The sequence below is a fragment of the Microcoleus sp. S13_C5 genome, from assembly GCF_036700845.1.
Taxonomy (GTDB): domain Bacteria; phylum Cyanobacteriota; class Cyanobacteriia; order Cyanobacteriales; family Microcoleaceae; genus Microcoleus.
The window spans coordinates 1-17,786 of the sequence record NZ_JAUBPR010000067.1 but is presented as its reverse complement, the minus strand read 5'-3'; the positions used below and the strand labels follow the sequence as shown (position 1 = coordinate 17,786).

General features: G+C 44.2%; 11 protein-coding genes. 5 read left to right on the top strand and 6 right to left on the bottom strand.

The window, feature by feature from the left end; genetic code table 11:
• Nucleotides 1-41 precede the first annotated feature (41 nt).
• Entirely contained in the window at nucleotides 42-1,100 is a 1,059-nt protein-coding gene (argC, locus tag QUA04_RS17870; protein ID WP_333258782.1) for an N-acetyl-gamma-glutamyl-phosphate reductase, read from the bottom strand.
• Nucleotides 1,101-1,547: 447 nt separating this feature from the next.
• Here argC and QUA04_RS17865 point away from each other — a divergent pair, with 447 nt between their 5' ends.
• Nucleotides 1,548-2,564 carry a sulfate/molybdate ABC transporter ATP-binding protein gene (locus QUA04_RS17865; RefSeq protein ID WP_333060051.1) on the top strand — a complete coding sequence of 339 codons (1,017 nt, stop codon included), beginning with the start codon at nucleotides 1,548-1,550 and terminating at the stop codon, nucleotides 2,562-2,564.
• Nucleotides 2,565-2,721: 157 nt separating this feature from the next.
• On the opposite strand, the gene QUA04_RS17860 is transcribed toward QUA04_RS17865, so the two are convergent.
• The 5 genes from QUA04_RS17860 to QUA04_RS17840 all read right to left on the bottom strand — a co-directional run bounded on the left by QUA04_RS17860 (nucleotide 2,722) and on the right by QUA04_RS17840 (nucleotide 12,156).
• A complete protein-coding gene (locus tag QUA04_RS17860; protein WP_333258780.1) occupies nucleotides 2,722-3,063 on the bottom strand; it encodes a low temperature-induced protein in 342 nt (113 codons plus the stop codon).
• A gap of 454 nt (nucleotides 3,064-3,517) precedes the next feature.
• Nucleotides 3,518-4,309 carry an imidazole glycerol phosphate synthase subunit HisF gene (gene hisF, locus QUA04_RS17855; protein ID WP_333258778.1) on the bottom strand — a complete coding sequence of 264 codons (792 nt, stop codon included), beginning with the start codon at nucleotides 4,307-4,309 and terminating at the stop codon, nucleotides 3,518-3,520.
• A 562-nt stretch (nucleotides 4,310-4,871) separates the two neighbouring features.
• Nucleotides 4,872-6,104 carry a response regulator gene (locus QUA04_RS17850; protein ID WP_333258776.1) on the bottom strand — a complete coding sequence of 411 codons (1,233 nt, stop codon included), beginning with the start codon at nucleotides 6,102-6,104 and terminating at the stop codon, nucleotides 4,872-4,874.
• A 48-nt stretch (nucleotides 6,105-6,152) separates the two neighbouring features.
• The gene (locus QUA04_RS17845) at nucleotides 6,153-8,999 is read right to left on the bottom strand and encodes an ATP-binding protein (protein ID WP_333258774.1); all 2,847 of its coding nucleotides are present in this window, start codon (nucleotides 8,997-8,999) and stop codon (nucleotides 6,153-6,155) included.
• A 169-nt stretch (nucleotides 9,000-9,168) separates the two neighbouring features.
• Nucleotides 9,169-12,156, bottom strand: a complete 2,988-nt coding sequence (locus QUA04_RS17840) for an amino acid adenylation domain-containing protein (RefSeq protein WP_333258772.1) — start codon at nucleotides 12,154-12,156, stop codon at nucleotides 9,169-9,171.
• Between the two features lie 944 nt (nucleotides 12,157-13,100).
• Between QUA04_RS17840 and QUA04_RS17835 the strand changes: the two genes are divergently transcribed.
• The 4 genes from QUA04_RS17835 to QUA04_RS17820 all read left to right on the top strand — a co-directional run bounded on the left by QUA04_RS17835 (nucleotide 13,101) and on the right by QUA04_RS17820 (nucleotide 17,744).
• On the top strand, nucleotides 13,101-14,060 hold the full coding sequence (locus QUA04_RS17835) for an adenylate/guanylate cyclase domain-containing protein (protein WP_333258770.1): 960 nt from the start codon (nucleotides 13,101-13,103) through the stop codon (nucleotides 14,058-14,060).
• 256 nt (nucleotides 14,061-14,316) lie between these two features.
• Nucleotides 14,317-14,751 carry a photosystem II complex extrinsic protein PsbU gene (gene psbU, locus QUA04_RS17830; RefSeq protein ID WP_333258768.1) on the top strand — a complete coding sequence of 145 codons (435 nt, stop codon included), beginning with the start codon at nucleotides 14,317-14,319 and terminating at the stop codon, nucleotides 14,749-14,751.
• A gap of 314 nt (nucleotides 14,752-15,065) precedes the next feature.
• Nucleotides 15,066-16,727, top strand: coding sequence for an L-aspartate oxidase (gene nadB, locus QUA04_RS17825; RefSeq protein WP_333258766.1), 1,662 nt, complete (start codon nucleotides 15,066-15,068; stop codon nucleotides 16,725-16,727).
• 24 nt (nucleotides 16,728-16,751) lie between these two features.
• Nucleotides 16,752-17,744, top strand: a complete 993-nt coding sequence (locus QUA04_RS17820) for an alpha/beta hydrolase (protein WP_333258764.1) — start codon at nucleotides 16,752-16,754, stop codon at nucleotides 17,742-17,744.
• Nucleotides 17,745-17,786 lie beyond the last annotated feature (42 nt).

Genomic DNA, 17,786 nt, shown 5'->3' with positions numbered 1-17,786 from the left:
ATCCCGGGAACCAGTTAAATCTGGATATTACCGATCCTCAATTAAGGATAGAAAGCCAATTGTGGCAGACCCAAAGTTTCTTCCCAGCCCATCATCAAGTTCATGCACTGGATGCCTTGACCTGCTTGTCCCTTAATTAAATTGTCAATCGCCGATAGCACAATCACCCTGTCAGTACGCGGATCGACTTCCACACCGATGTAACAAAGGTTTGTGCCGCAAGCCCATTTTGTTTGCGGGTAAACTCCAGCCGGTAACACTTTTACCCAAGGACAATTGCGGTAAAAAGCGCTGAAAATCGTGATTAAATCTTCCCGCACCAAACCCGGATCGCGCAAAGTTGCGTACACAGTCGCCAGAATTCCCCGCACCATCGGAATTAGGTGGGGAGTAAACTGAACTTTAATATCGTGTCCCGCTAAATCGCTGCAAATTTGCTCGATTTCTGGCGTGTGGCGGTGGCGGCCAACGCCGTAAGCGCCCAGAGAACCCTCTGCTTCAGCCAACAAGAGATTAACTTCGGCTTTGCGGCCCCCTCCCGAAGCACCGGATTTGGCGTCGATAATTGCCGTTTCTGGCACAATGAGGCCTTGTTTGAGCAAAGGTGCCAGGGCTAATAAACTAGCAGTGACGTAGCACCCGGCACAGCCTACTAACTGAGCGTCTTTAATTCGATCGCGATACAATTCCGGCAAACCGTAAACAGCCGTTGCAGCTAAAGCAGAGTCCGATCGCTCGCCACCGTACCATGCTTTGTAAGTTTCCAGATTTTCAAATCTGTAGTCAGCCGACAAATCCAAGACTTTGCAGCCTTTTTCTATCAGCGTCGGTGCCATTTTGCAAGCTAAACCGTTCGGCAGCGACAGAAACACAACTTCACATTTTGCCGCTATTTTGTCTAGGTCGATCGCCTCGACTGTCAAATCAATGCAGTTAGTCAAATGCGGATAAAGGCTGGAAAAAGGTTTTCCCGCACTGCTATCCCCGCCCAAATAAACTACTTCAGCCGCCGGGTGGTCCGCCAGCAGTCGCACAAGTTGCACGCCGCCGTACCCTGAAGCGCCGATAATTCCTACAGGCACACGTCCAACATCTCCCATTTTCCTTTATCCCCTCAGCCGTTGAAGTCAAAAACGCTTGAACTTTTGCTGCATTGTAGTACCAAACGCCAACTTTGGTGGCAAAGAATTGTGTTGTTTTGTTTTGGAGGTGCATTTTTGTTAATTTTCGGCTGTTTGACCCCCCCCCAAAAACGGATACAAAGCCCCGACTCCTTTCCTGGAGAACCCAAAATTTTAGACGAAAGTTCCATCTTCCAGATTCAAAGCTGCAAGTAAATCTAAAATCTAAAATTTAAAATCTAAAATCGACTGACCGATCGCCAAAACCCTAAAATTAACAAACTGATGTGCGATCGTGCTATAAAAAAACTTACCTTAACCCATCCACAAACCGGGGATTAACATTTTTCCCTCTTGCCTCTTGCCTCTTGCTTCCTGTATCCTGTGTCTTCCCTCTTCCCTGTTCCCTCTTCCTTCTTCCTACCTATGGGCATAGTTGTAGAAAACGTATCAAAACAGTTTGGCAGTTTCCAAGCACTCGATCGAGTCAGCTTAGAAATTGAATCCGGTTCCCTAGTCGCATTGCTGGGCCCGTCTGGTTCCGGCAAGTCTACACTGCTGCGACTGATTGCCGGTTTAGAAATGCCCGACTCTGGCAAAATCTGGCTGACAGGGCAAGATGCCACAAATACTAGCGTCCAAGACCGCAAAATTGGCTTCGTGTTTCAGCACTACGCGCTATTCAAGCACATGACAGTGCGAAAAAACATCGCTTTCGGGATGCAAATTCAGAAAACACCGCCCGCGAAAGTCAAATCGCGGGTAGAAGAATTGTTGAATTTAGTGCAATTGGCGGGATTGGGCGATAGATACCCGTCGCAACTTTCAGGAGGCCAGCGGCAGCGGGTGGCCCTCGCCAGAGCCCTGGCTGTGGAACCGAAAGTGTTACTGCTAGACGAACCTTTTGGAGCTCTTGATGCCAAAGTTCGCAAAGATTTGCGTGCTTGGTTGCGGCGACTGCACGACGAAGTTCACGTTACCACAGTGTTTGTGACGCACGATCAAGAAGAAGCGATGGAAGTTGCCGATCAAATTACAGTAATGAATAAAGGTAAAATCGAACAAGTCGGCACACCCGCAGAAATTTACGACCATCCCGCTAGTGCTTTCGTAATGAGTTTTATCGGTCCAGTCAATGTATTGCCCAGCAGTTCAAGAATGTTTCAAGACAACGGCTTTGACTCAGCCAACCCAGAGATTTTCTTGCGCCCTCACGACGTAGTAATTGAAACTACAGAAAATAGTGCAACAGTGCCTGCAAGAATCAGTCGCTTGATTCATTTGGGATGGGAAATTCAGGTAGAATTAACCTTAGATGACGGTCAAGTAGTAAACGCTAATTTGACTAGAGAAAGATTCGATAGCTTGAACTTGCAGCCCCAGCAAAGAGTGTTCGTAAAGCCGAAAGATGCCAAGTCCTTTCCACTTTTTTATTCCATCTAAAACTTATTCGGAAAACTAAAGTTAAATTTAGATTGGATACTGCATTTCCAAGGATGTGGCGCGGTGTCTCTACAAAAAAAAATTATAGGGACACGGCACGGCGCCGAGTCCCTAATCTTTTATACTGACAACTGTCCGCTGACTACTGCGCGCTGAGTTAGTCTTTAATTTTGCTGACAGCTTTTTTGACTTGTTGCTCAAAGGATGTAGCTTGTGTATTGGAAGGATTTTTCATTTTTTCAATGTCAGCGTCTCCCTGAACTTCGTTGGGTCCTTTGCTGGCTTTTTCTTGAGTTTCTTCCAAGGACATGGGTTTTTCGAGGACAACTTCTTGAGATTCTTTTTCAATTCCTAAAAGTTGGTCTTCACCTTTGGTAGGGCTGCTAGTAACGGCAAAAGCGGGAAAAGCATTAGAAACAAACATCAAGGCACAAAAACAAACAGCTATTAAAGTGCGAACTAAACGCTTGCCAGGGAAGTTAAAGCTGATAAAAGACATACAAAATTTCTCCGTTTTTAGAATTTTTGATCGCTAAGATTGTTAACAGGCTGAAGCTCACTCAAATCCAGCACAATCTTTAACTCAAGTTTGATAAAAGCAACCGTTGCTCTCTTTCAATTTGAGCTAATATATAATATTTAGCTGAAAAAGCTGGTATTTGAAATCCTTCTCAGGGAATATTTCTAGATGACTGGCGTCGATCGCCCCAAGACATTTATGTAGAAGGCAGTTGTGTAGAATCAAAAAAATTCTCTATAAGTGCCTTCGGATGCGCCTCACATAGCGGTATCAATGTCAGTAACTGGTTTGATCGTGGGGTGGGGGGTTTATTTAGCCTGTTTGCAATGTCAGAGGGCGCTTGAGTGAACCCGCAGAGCGGTTTATGGAAAATGTTGCAAGATATTAAGATATGTTCCCGACTATCCACTATCCACTATCCACTGACTAACGACTAACGACTAATAACTAATGGCTGCTGCTGTCGCACGGGCACTTGACATTTTGCTAGATAAGTTTTAATTTCTCCTACACTGAGTTGCCCATAATGCAGCAGGGAAGCCAGCAGTGCAGCTTCTGCTTTGCCCTCAGTCACTGCTTCGTAGATGTGGTGACAGTTGCCGGCGCCGCCGGAAGCAATGACGGGAATTTCGACAATTTCGGCGATGCTTCGAGTTAATTCCAAATCGTAACCGGCTTGAGTGCCGTCCGAGTCCATGCTTGTCACCAGAATTTCGCCGGCGCCGCGCTGTTCGGCTTCCTTGGCCCAGGCGATCGCATCTTTGCCGGTATTTTCTCGCCCTCCGCGCACGTACACGTCCCAACCAGGATTATCAGCATCTTGCCGTTTGCGGGCGTCGATCGCCACTACAATGCACTGATTACCAAATCGATCGCTGGCTTTGTCAATTAAACTCGGATCGCGCACCGCCGCCGAATTAATACTCACCTTATCAGCGCCAGCCCTCAATAAACTTTTAATTGTGTCTAAGGATTGGATGCCGCCGCCTACCGTCAAAGGGATAAATACGCGATCGGCCGTTCGGTACACCACATCGATCATAATATTCCGGTCTTCGTGAGTCGCCGTAATGTCCAGAAACACCAACTCGTCAGCACCAGCATCATTGTAAACCTGAGCCATTTCTACCGGATCACCAGCATCCTGAAGATTGACAAAATTGACACCTTTGACCACGCGACCGGCTTTCACATCCAGACAAGGTAAAATTCTTTTCGCCAACATACAATTCTCTTCCAATTTAACTTACTCGGCGGGAAGTGCCCCGCTATAACTGTACTCGTCTTAGCGGTGGGATGAAAGCCAGGGTTGTTTTTTGCCGTCCTGCTTGTGGTCTTCACTCCTAGCTGGACAACGAGTTGGACAGGCAAGAAATAGCCAATCTCTCAGCTATCACAAGACGGTCACAATAAATAAAATTCGTTTTAAACATTTGAGAAATTATCATAAATTTCGCAATGATTGCCACAACCAAGCAGTCAAAAACGAGAGCTATGGCATTTACCAACTACTCTAGCATAGAGGATTTTTACTCTTAGTGGTGGCCTACACTCCTCACCAATAGTTAATCACAGAACAACATACCTTAATCCATCCGATTCGGAGTCTGCTAAAAAATTATTAAAATTATTCAAAACATTTCTGCTGGAATTGAATTTGATACGCCACAGATTCTTGCTGTTTTGCCCGATTTCTTAAAAATCGCTGATGGTCATAAGAATGGGCGGATGTCAAATAGGCAATTTTCTCAAAATTGTTTCTTACAGTGCAATGATGAACACTGGTTTTACTTTGGGAGTATTACTTCTGCTGGCAGTATAAGAGTAAAAGTAGAACCCTTACCCACCTCGCTTTCAACCAACGTATCTCCACCCATAATTCGAGACAAATTTCTAGTAATTGCTAACCCTAATCCAGTACCCCCATACTGTCGTGTAGTTGAAGCATCAGCCTGGGTGAATGGTTGAAACAGTTTTTCCATTCGTTCGGGATCTATGCCAACGCCAGTATCACTTACCTTAAATAAAATATAGGGAATAGCTGATTTCTGTTCTTCTCCATCGGCTATTCCAGATTTTCTATATCTTTTTTCTGCTTTAATAGTAATTATGCCTTTTTTGGTAAATTTGCTGGCGTTACTAAGCAGATTAAATAAGCTTTGACGTACCTTAGTTAAGTCGGTTTTCATATCTCCCAAATTCGGTTCACAGTTAACTACCAATATATTAGCATTCTTCTCCACCAGTGGCTTAATCATCGTGATGACTTCCCTAATTAAATCTGAGATATCAACGGTTTCTAAGTAAAGTTCAACCTTCCCCGATTCAATTTTCGACAAGTCAAGAATGTCGTTAATTAGTCCAAGTAAATGTGTGCCTGCACCGTTAATTTTTTTCAGATCAGGGATAAAAAATTTTTGATCTAAATCTTGGGCTTCTTCTTGCAACATTTCGCTATAGCCGATAATCGCATTGAGAGGGGTGCGGAGCTCATGGCTCATGTTAGCGAGAAACTGGCTTTTGGCAATGTTGGCTGCTTCGGCTGCTTCTTTAGCTGCTAATAATTCCACAGTCCGTAATTCAACTTTTTCTTCTAGGAGTTGCTTCTGTTGTTCTAGTTTTTTAGTTAAATTATATAATTTCAAATGAATTCTAATTCTAGCTAAAACTTCTTCACTTTGGAAAGGCTTAGAAATATAATCTACGGCTCCTACAGATAATCCATTGACTTTATTATTTGAATCAGATAAAGCACTTAAGAAAATTATGGGAATTTCGCAGGTTAAAGGATTCGCTTTCAATCGCCGACAAGTCTCAAAGCCATCAATCCCAGGCGGCATCATTATATCTAATAAAATTAGTTCGGGCGGATGATATTCTACTTGTTCAATCGCAGTTTCACCATCAATAGCAACGGAAACTTGATAACCCACGTCGGTCAATATGCGGGCTAGAACTTCTAGGTTATTGGGATTATCATCTACAATCAAAATAGATTGATTGTCGGAGTTTTCAGTCATACATAATTTACTGGGGATGGGATACATAAATTTACAACATTTTTGGGGCTAGGGAGTATTTAGGTATTGCTCTATGTAAGTTCGCACCTGTTTAAGCTTGAAAGCTTTAGCAAATTCGCGCAGATTTTCAATAAAAGGGATAAACTCCTTGTCTATCAGTTCAATCCTCGTCAACTCTTGTAGTAAATCGTTAATCAATCCCTTACGACTAAGATTATACAATATTAGCAAGTCATCATGCGAAGGTGGCACAATCTCAACCACTTCTTTTGTCAATTCTCTTGTGCTTTGCGGTTGTAATTTCTCTTCATATATCCATTCTAATTTCAGGAGAGATTTGATCGTATGTAACAGGCTATCAGCTTGGATAGGTTTGGGCAAAAATTCATTAGCTCCAATCTCTATACTTTTTTGCAGATCAGACTCGAATACACTGGCTGAAGACACGATAACCGATAAATTAGCAGATGATGCTAATTTTCGCAAACTTTTAACCATTTCATAGCCATCCATAATCGGCATAACAATATCCGTAATAACCAGATTGGGCTGAACCTCAGCAATTTTATCTAGTCCTTCTTGACCATTTTCAGCCTCATAAAGTATAAATCCAATAGGGCTGAGTAAATTGACAATAACAGAACGGTTTTCCCAATGGTCATCTACTACTAGAACTTTGGGCTTATCGCCCTTAAAACCAATAATAACACCCTGCTCAGAAGTTTTAGAATTTTTTGCCCATTCCTTAGCTTCGGGTAAATCTATCTCAAACCCGAAAACACTACCTTTTCCTAATTCACTTTCAACTTCCAAGGTACTGCCCATCATATCAACAATCTTTTTGCTGATAGCTAATCCTAGTCCAGTCCCTTCTGATTGCTTCTTTATAGTACCAGACTGCTCAAAGGGCAAAAAGATATTTTTAACATACTCGCTCGATATCCCAATTCCCGTATCTTCAACTTGGAATATAATTCGATACAAAGGTAGTTGCCTAACCTCATCTTCCAATAGTTTTGAAGTAATTATAAATTTCACGCTACCTTGTTCCGTAAACTTAATAGCATTGCCTAATAAGTTAATCAATACCTGTCGCAATCGTTTTTCATCCGCAAAAATTCCAACTGGGAGTTGACCTTCGATGTTATAGATAAAATCAAGTCCCTTTTGATCTGCCCTAATCCGACAAATTTCAACGACTGCTTGCAGAAAAGCGGGAAAATGAAAATCTGTAGCATATATTTCCATTTTCTGGGCCTCGATTTTAGAAAAATCAAGGATATCGTTAATCAGAGTCAGTAGGTGGGAGCCACATTGGTTAATAATATTAATTCCTTTTTGATCTGACTCAACTATGTGTTTCGAGCGCTGGAGAATTTGGGCATATCCTAAGATACCATTGAGAGGTGTCCGTAGTTCGTGGCTCATATTAGCTAGAAACTCGCTCTTAGCACGGTTAGCAGTATCGGCAACTTCTTTCGCGTGTTTAAGCTCTACAGTTCTGTCTTCAACTCGCAGTTCCAATTCCTCATTAGTTTTTGCCAGCGCGGCAAAAGACTCGCGGACTTGCTGAGCCATTTTGTTAAATAAATATCCCAAACGACCCAATTCATTTTGGCGGTTTACATTAACTTGAACATCAAGATTGCCAGCAGCAATACTCTCTGTTGCAGCCATTAATTTATTGAGGGGTGTAGAAATTTCTCGCCGTAAAATTAAGAACACAATAATAATTTCAATCAGTAATGCACTTAGCCCTAGCACTAGAATCATGCGAGCAGTAGCTAAGGCTTCTTGCGTCAGCAGAGATTTGGGGAAAACTGTGACCAAGTACCAATTTGGCTCATCAATTCTAGTAACACCCAAGTATTCATCATAGTCAGGATTGTCAATAATCATATTTTCCTGTTTATCAGTCCTGACTAATTCATAAATTCGCCGCAGATGAGCATCTCCTGATTGGGCGATGGAGAATTGTCCATTTCCCTTTTGAATACTTTGCATAAGTTCTGGGTGAGCTACTAGCCGCCCATCGGCTCGAAAAATCATGTTGTATGTGCCTTTCAGTCCTTCATTAATAGTGCGTTTTTGCAAATCATCTATTAAAATATCATGCCCGAGTGTAGCAATATGCTTACCATCCACATCTAATGGTGTCACACAGGATGCCATCCAAGCTACAGCTACTTGGTCGTAATAAATACCTGTCCAGACTGTTTTGCGTTCTGGATCGTAGATAGGGCGGGTAATTTGGAATGACTCATCATCTGTGACGCGGAACGATTCACTAGAAGGTGCTTTTAGCGACCAGGGATACTGGTGCATATACATGATCATACCATTCTCAGGAATTTGCGTATAGGTGTTAGCAAAGCGATTGCGCCATGCTGGGCCATAAGCATTTATTGTTTTATAGAAAGCAACTATTCGTCGCTGCATTTCAGTATTAACATCGACATTTTTTCCTAGGAACAAGCCCCCAGTCTTGTCGATTTTAAACAGTTCAGGGCGATTGCGAATTGAGCCATCTGGATATTTGACAAAGTTGTGATCGAACTCAGCTTTTGGGTCGCGATCTGCTTCTGCTTTTAGTTGCTCTAATAAAGCTTGTTTGAGCAACTTATGGTTATCTTCAGCTAAGGTAAATATTGCTCTTTCGCGTTTGGAGCGTAATTTTATGTATTGCTCTAACTGCGTGAGTGAATTAGCAGTAATCCGTGAGATTATTTGGAAATAGCTAATAGCGGTGGATGCGACAACAACCATCCCCATGCCAAAAGCTATCTTCAAGAGTGTTTGTTTGGTCAGGGATTCTTGGGAGCGGTCTTTTTTGTTACGAGTTTGGGAGATGATAGAGCCAGATGGTTTTAATGTGTGGAACAAATTTATTTTCATTTTTTATGTGCAGCCAATTATAATCAAACTCTGTCAACCTCTTCTTCTCTAAAATATCTCAATTAAAAGTGAGACATTTGTAGTAATTACCCTATTTCCCCCCATAAATGGGTACGTAGGACTTACGACTCTACAATATTTATACCAATCATTATCTAGTTTTACTATATCACAGAAAACCTTGACGATGGAAATAGGATAAATAAGCATTTAATACGGCTTCATTAATGGGAGGACAGAGAATATCAGTACCGACCAGTCCATCCTGAGTGTTGCGGTCGTCAAACTTTTGATAGACAAAAGATGTTGTCTCGATAAAAGTTTTTTGGCTATGAGATATTTTTTTGACAAATAGAGAAGCCATCGGAGTTAAAGCATTGTCTGGAGACATATTGAGTAGTTTTGCCTGCCACTGCGGGTAAGGAATAGAAGGGAGGGCATAACCAAGGGTGTTAAGATTCAAGATAAGTTCGTTCATGGGTAATACATGGGGGCTTAATACATGAAATGTCTTGTTAAGAGACTCTGGTTGATGCGATAAATACCGAATCGCCTGAACTATATAATCCACAGGAGCGAGACTCATCTTGATATCTAATTCAGGGCCATACCCTAATTGAATCAAGCCCTTGATTATCAAACAAATCGTATTACTGAGTTGAAAAGCACCTGTTTTGCTATGACCTGTCACCATTCCCAAGCGATAGATGGAAACTGGTAAACCGCGATCGCGGGCAGCCATCACTAATTTTTCAGCCACCCATTTACTTTGAGCATAACCATCGGAATATCCTTCAGCACTAAGTAAATCGTCTGTTTCGGCAATTACTTTCATACCATCATAGTTCGACGCTTGAAAGACATCCAGAGTAGAAATATAGTGGACAGGTGTAATTTTAGTCATGGTGGCTAGACGCAATATCTCCTTTGTCCCGCCCACATTGGCATCCCGTAACGCAGTGTAGGGGTAAACCAAATTGACATAAGCACCACAGTGATAAATCACTTCAACGACATCTGCTAATTCACTAAAATTTGGTGTCGATAGTCCCAAGAATGGCTTTGATAAATCTCCAATTAGGGGGATAATTCTCCTACTAAATTCTTCTTCCCAAATTTCGTAATTTTGTAGAGTGCTACGCAGTCGAGAGGTCGCGGATTCCAAATTATCAGCACGAACTAAACAATAAATAGTCGCTTGGGGATTATGCAGCAACAATTCATGCAATAGAAAAGCACCAACAAAACCCGTTGCCCCTGTCAATAAAATGTGCTTCGGTCTAAATCTGGTAATTGTCAATGGGTGAATAGTTTCATCTAAGAGTGCATCAGCCGATAAGTCAGCAATATTTGTTTCAAAAATTGCCGTCGATCCAGAAGACTGCACAGCCTCAATTACTTCAGCTAATCCAGCAATTGTCGGAGATTTGAACAGGCAATCTAAAGACAATTCCACGGGGAAAGCTTGCGATACTCGATTTAGTAATAAGGCGGCGCGTAATGAATTTCCGCCTGACTCAAAAAAGTTTTGATGGATGCCAATTTGCACTCCTAAAACATAAGTCCAAATTTCCACCAATTGTTTCTCTATTTCCGTGCGTGGAGCAACAAAATTTTCAACATTATCCAGAGTTGGTGCCGGTAGTGCTTGTCGATCTACTTTACAATTAGGTGTTAATGGCAAAGCATCCATAAAGACCACAAGCGCAGGAATCATGTACTCCGGCAATTTTTCTTTTAGCATTGCTCGGAAGCCTGCTGAACTCTGCTTTAATGCTTGTGAATTCAGCACAACATAAGCAACTAAGTAATCGTGTCTCTGAGCATCATTACTAACAACGACTACCACATCCTTAACCGCAGGAATATCGAAGCAGGCTGCTTCAATATCTTTTAATTCAATTCGGTGTCCCTGAATTTTTACTTGGTAGTCACTGCGCCCAATAATGGCAATATTACCGTCGGGAAGATAACGAGCTAAGTCACCTGTTTTATAAAGACGAGCGCCCGGTTCATTGTTAAAAGTATCATCAATAAACCTTTCCTGATTTATCTCTGGACGGTTAAGATAACCTCTCGCTATTCCCATACCACCAATGTAAATCTCTCCATCAGATCCATCAGTAACCAGCTCAAGATTCTCGTTGTGAGAAGGGCGTGGATACTTGAACAGATAAATTTGAGTATTTAAAATGGGGCGACCAATTGGTATGGTTTCCTCACCAGCTTCTACCTGATGAATGGTTGACCAAATAGTTGTCTCAGTCGGCCCATACATATTCCAAAGGGAGGAACTTCGCTCTAGCAATTGATTAGCTAAGTGTCGATTGAGAGGTTCTCCTCCACAAAGAATTTTTAAATTGCGATTACCTTGCCAATTAACGGCTAATAGCATTTTCCAGGTTGCAGGAGTTGCCTGCATGACTGTAGCGCCAGATTCAGTGATTGTTTTAGATAACTTAATTGGATCTATGGCGACTGCGCGACTAACAATCACAACGCGAGCACCAACTATTAATGGTAAGAAAAGTTCTAAAACAGCAATATCAAAGGATATCGTAGTGACTGCTAGTAGTACATCTCGCTCTGTCAATCCTGGTTCTTGTTTCATCGATAGCAGAAGATTGACTACAGCACGGTGAATAATTTGCACGCCTTTTGGTTTACCCGTTGAACCCGAGGTGTATATTGTATAGGCTAAATCATCAGGTGTGACTTCACTATCTAAATTGTCTGGGCTGAATTGCTCAATTTCTTGCCAATCTGAGTCTAAACATACCACTCGAATACCATTTCTTTTAGGTAGGGAGCTGAGAAGATGGGTTTGGGTAAGTAGTAGCGGAAGCTGGGAGTCTTCCAACATAAAAGCTAACCGGTCTTCGGGATAAGTTGGGTCAAGAGGGACGTAAGCACTACCGGCTTTTAAGACTGCCAGAAGTCCGATTAACATATTCAGCGATCGATCAACGCTCACTCCAATCAGCGTCTCTGAATTAACCCCTAAGCTTTTCAGATAATGTGCTAATTGATTGGCTTTAGTATTTAATTCTTGATAACTTATTTGCTCGGTTTTAAAAATAGCAGCAATAGCATTTGGTGTTTGCCTTACTTGAGATTCTACTAAATTATGAATGCAGAATTTGTCTAGGGTTCTCATTACAAACCTTGATAAATAAGTTATTACCAACCTAGCTCACGACGCTCTGTAGGCTTTTAAGCATTGATTAGGTAGCCATTGCTGGTGCTTTACGGTCTTTATTTTGCTTGCAAAGCTAGTAATCAATGACACCAAACTTTTGGTCGTAGTATAGGCTTACATAATTTACTAGACCTAACTATGTTCATCCGGAATAAAAGGAAAATTTAGGTAAATTTATAATTCCCTTCCGCACCCTCAACTGTCACATCGGTTATTTCGAGTTGAGGGCGGTGGCTCAATCTCTGATTATTAAGTAAAAATACTGAGAGAATCAGTTATTAAGGAAGTCTTCGGTACGATCATCGGCTGTTGCGGTTGAAATTGGAAGCTTACACCAGAGGGAGTAGTGCACAGAACTCTGGATCTGCATACCAGGCTACACCCCCTACCCCCGCCTAGCTCTACCGTGTACAGACAAGTTGAGCGCTGACCCATATCGTAGAAACCCTGTTTCCTAGAATCTTGATTTCTCGTTTTGCCGAATCAATAACTTAAAATTCATGAAAATAAGCTTCCTTTCTGAGATTCATGCGAAACTTGGGTTTCAGGAATTGTGTAGCAAGATTTCGGACTTGTGTGTACACGCTAGCCGCCTAGCCAGAGAGCCATTTTCCCACTTTTTTATTGCCCATCAAAATAAATAAAAGTTGTCTCCGCTCCGGGGCAGGCAGTATTATCAGGTACAATCTTGGTAGACAGTATGTTTTTACTGGCTGCTTTGGTAGATCGAATCATAAATACCTTCGCTCGCTCGATCGAATTTATGGTTCTGAAATCCTGCAGGAGGGGCTAGGTGCATCGACGATGGACTAAAAAATCTCAAATCTGAAGTCTCAAATCTCAAATCGGTTAATTTTGTGTCGTTTCTAGGACTGTTGTGACGAGTGCAACCCAATCCACATATGGTACTTCGCACAGAAGGCGGCAATCGCTACTTGCCGCTCTCCGGCAGCAATTGCTGGACAGTAGGGCGGAGCGATGACAATAATTTTGTACTGACAGATCGCTGGATTTCCCGTAATCACGCGATGTTACAGCAAATGGAGACAGGAGAGTTCTACCTGATCGACTTGGGCAGCCGCAATGGTTCCTTTGTCAACGGGCGGCGGGTCAGTATTCCTGTAACTCTCAGAAATGGCGATCGGATTATTTTCGGTCAAACCGAATTGGACTTCTACAACCCAACCGCCGGCCACCGGCACGATCCCATACACGAGACAGACTCTGAAGATTTTACGGCGACTTTGACTGTGCGTAGCCTGATTAGCGTCATGGTAATGGACATCCGAGACTTTACAGTTTTGACTAGGCAGCTAGACGAAACCCTGCTCTCCGAAGTTATCGGCAATTGGTTCCGTAAAGCAGGACAGATCATTCGCGAACACGGCAGTTGGGTGGACAAATACATCGGTGATGCCATCATGGCCGTCTGGTTCCACAAAACCAGCGATGTCAGCAGCGAGGAAATGATGCGGATTTGCCAAGCTTTGAGCGAACTGCACAAGGCAACAGACGAACTCAGCAGCCGTTACCCTCTGCCTTTTCCTTTGCGAGTCGGCGCCGGCATCAATACCGGTTATGCAATGGTGGGAAATTCTGGCAGCAGCGACCGATCGGACTATACCGCCTTGGGAGATACTGTAAACGCAGCATTTCGCCTGGAATCTTGCACCAAGCAACTCGGCAAGGATATCGCTGTGGGACAAACTACCTACAAATACCTGACGCAATTGGGGGCCCAGGGCGCTTTCGAGGAGCACACCGTTTCTTTGAAGGGTTACGAGAATCCCAGCGTGGCTTACGGCGGTACTTATGCTGACTTGAACGCTTTTCTCAAAAGCAAAGGAAAGACTTCTCGATAGCTAGAAAATTGGGTGCAGGGCAAAAATTAACCCTTGAAAATGGCAGTCCGAGTTTTTAATTTGGAGTGCCTTTGATAAATTTGCCTGCGATGCTTAAAAGTCTGTCATTATGTATCATATATCGTCCGCGTTGTCAATACCGAAATGTAAAGTTTATAACACCCCTCTACCTATTGCGGATTTATCTGAAAAACTGCATAAGCAAAATGGTAGTCTCTACATAAATGCTGTGTATGAAATTGGGAGACAAAACTTCATGAAACGATTGGGTCGTCTATTGGCAGTATTGGGCTTAGTGCTGGGCTGCTTTGCATGGGCTGGAGACCAAAGCGCGATCGCGGCGTCATTAAGCCGTATCGTCTTGCCATCATCCTCGCTCCTAGCTGTTGAAGCTCCGGCTAGAACCAATCGCGCCGATGAGAAGCTTGCCACAGAATACGGCAAAAAACTTGATTTGAACAACAGCGCCGTCCGGGACTTTCGGGAATTTCGAGGGTTGTATCCCACTCTAGCTCGACTAATTATTAAGAATGCTCCTTACGAAAATGTTGAGGACGTACTCAATATTTCAGACTTGACGGAAGCTCAGAAAAAAGTGCTGCAAGCTAACATGGACAAATTCACCGTAACTGATGTTGAATCAGTCTTTATTGAAGGAGACAACCGGTTGAATAATGGTCTCTACGACTAGGTAGCAGCAGGTCTCATTTGAAGGCAGAAGTCATTGGGCAGAAGGCATTCGGCAGAAAGAAAAGATTTTTTTCTACAGGCTGATGACTTCTGCCTTTAATTTCTGAACGCTTACTTTCAACCATCATTCAGCAAAAGCCTGCAAAAATTCGCTAGATTGAAATAAGCGGGTTCCCCTGATTCATGTAAAATCTAAAATCTAAAATCTAAAATCCCTTGACTGACATTAGTTCAAGTCCCCCGATTCATCTGTAGACTCAATTCTAAAATCTAAAATCTAAAATCTAAAATCTAAAATCGACTGGCGGCAGACTTATGACTGACAAATTTGACGTATTGGTAATAGGTGCTGGCGCGGCGGGTTTGTACACAGCACTTTGCCTGCCAGAGCATTTGCACGTGGGCTTGATCAATAAAAATACCCTGCCTGTTTCTGCCAGCGATTGGGCTCAAGGAGGGATTGCCGCGGCGATCGCCCCTGAAGATTCCGCAGCGCTGCACGTTCAGGATACACTGGCTGCAGGAGCCGGTCTTTGCGATTTGGAGGCGGTGAAATTTTTAGTCGAGGAAGCTGGTGCTTGCATTGACTCCCTGGTGAAAATGGGCGTTGCATTCGATCGCACGGGCCCAGATTTAGCCCTCACCCTAGAAGCCGCCCACTCCCGCCGCCGAGTCCTCCACGCCGCCGACACTACGGGCAAAGCCGTTATCAGTACGCTGACAGCCAAAGTATTGAGCCGCAAAAACATTCAACTCGTATCTCCTGCCTTTGCTTTGAGTCTGTGGCTAGACGAAACTGGGCGCTGTCAGGGGATTAGCTCGATTTGCGGGTCACAAGTCAAGTGGCTGCGGGCCCAAGCCGTGGTGCTGGCGACAGGCGGCGGGGGACAGGTTTTTGCTCAAACGACCAATCCGTCGGTAAGTACCGGGGACGGGGTGGCAATTGCGTGGCGCGCCGGGGCGCTGCTGCGAGATTTAGAATTTGTGCAGTTTCACCCGACGGCGCTAAGTACAGCGGGCGCGCCTCGGTTTCTCATTAGCGAAGCGGTGCGGGGAGAAGGAGCTCATTTGGTTGACAGTAAGGGATATCGCTTTGCTTTTGACTCTCACCCCAGCGGGGAACTCGCCCCTAGGGATGTTGTCAGTCGCGCTATTTTCCGCCACTTGCAGAAGACGGGGGAACCTCATGTTTGGCTGGATTTGCGCCCGATTGCGGTCGATCGACTGCGCTACAGGTTTCCAAATATTATTCAAGTGTGCGCTGATTGGGGAATTGATATTTTTTCCGAACCAGTGCCGGTGACGCCTGCGGCGCATTACTGGATGGGAGGAATTGTCGCTGACAAGTTTAACCAAACTTCGATTCCGGGTTTATACGCAGTGGGAGAAACTGCGAGCACGGGGGTACACGGCGCTAATCGGTTGGCAAGCAATTCGCTGCTGGAATGTCTGGTTTTTGGGGCGCAGATGGGACTTTTGCAGCTAGAAGGTGGAAGGCCCGAGGCACTCACAGATGAGTTAGATGCAGGGGAAATCTTGGAAAAATCGATTTCTGAAAAGGACATTGAGGCGATCGAAAAGTTGCGGGTCGAATTGCCGAATTTGGTGTGGCAGAGTGCGGGAATTTGCCGGGGACAGCGGGATTTGGAAAGTGCGATCGTCCAACTTGAGATTTGGCGGCAAGAATTTGCTTCGTTGCCTTTGAGTCAAACGCTTAATAATTTACGGCCCGGACAAATTATTGATTTTTCGCCTGCTGATGCGGAGATTAGCTCGATTTTGCGAAATTGGGGAGAAGTTGGCAATTTATTGGATATAGGCTATTTAATTGTCAAAAGTGCTGCGTTTCGCACCGAAAGCCGCGGCGGTCATTACCGAGTGGACTATCCCCTCACCGATCCGGATTGGTGCAGCCATACTTTAATCCAGAACACCAATTGGTACAAAGAAAGCGTTAGAAGCACACAAGCCCTATAAGTGTTCGGAGTTAGTGATTAAACTATGGCGCTAGTAACGCATCGATTCATCAATACAAATGGTATCAAGATGCACATTGCCCAACAGGGTTCCGGCCCGTTAGTCGTCTTGTGCCACGGCTTCCCAGAATCCTGGTATTCCTGGCGGCACCAGCTAGCAGCACTGTCCGAGGCAGGTTACCACGTCGTAGCGCCAGATCAACGCGGCTATGGTCAAACCGATCGACCCGAACCTATCGAAGCTTACAACATTCTCGAATTAACCGCAGATATTGTTGGTCTTGTTGATGCCCTCAATCAAGAACGGGCCGTCATCGTGGGTCATGACTGGGGGGCTGTTGTTGCCCGGTATTGCGCCCTGTTAAGACCCGACATTTTTAGGGCGATCGTTCTGCTGAGTGTCCCTTACAAGCCAAGAGTTTGGACTTCCATCCGTCCTACCGAAGCGCTGAAACGCATGGTAGGCGAAAACCAGCAGTTTTACCAGTTGTATTTCCAGGAACCAGGATTAGCCGAGGCCCAACTCGAAGCGGATGTCCGCAAGACGATAAGCATCTTACTCTACTCGGGTTCGGGAGACGCACCGCCCCAGCATCGATGGCGCCCTCTCTTCAGTAAGTCTGAGCAGTTTCTTGACACTGGCACCCTGCCAGAGAGGCTTCCTGCTTGGTTAACCAAACAAGATATCGACTTTTTTACCGGCGAGTTTGAACGAACAGGTTTTCGAGGCGGGCTGAACTGGTACCGGAACTTGGACAGATCCTGGGCACTAACAGCTTTTCTGAGTGGGGCGAAGCTGCGCCAGCCTGCACTGTTTGTAGCAGGGGAGGAAGACGGGGTAATTGCGATGAACCGAGACGCTGTTGATGGAATGGGGGAAACAGTGCCGAACTTGAAGAAGAAGGTTTTGTTGCCGGGTGCCGGACACTGGATTCAACAAGAGCGTCCAACTGAGGTTAATCAATTGCTGATTGAGTTTTTGGCTAGTACACCTCGGCGTAAATACACAGACTATTAGACAGCCAAGACTTTACCCTTATATGTCCACTTAAAAGGTTTG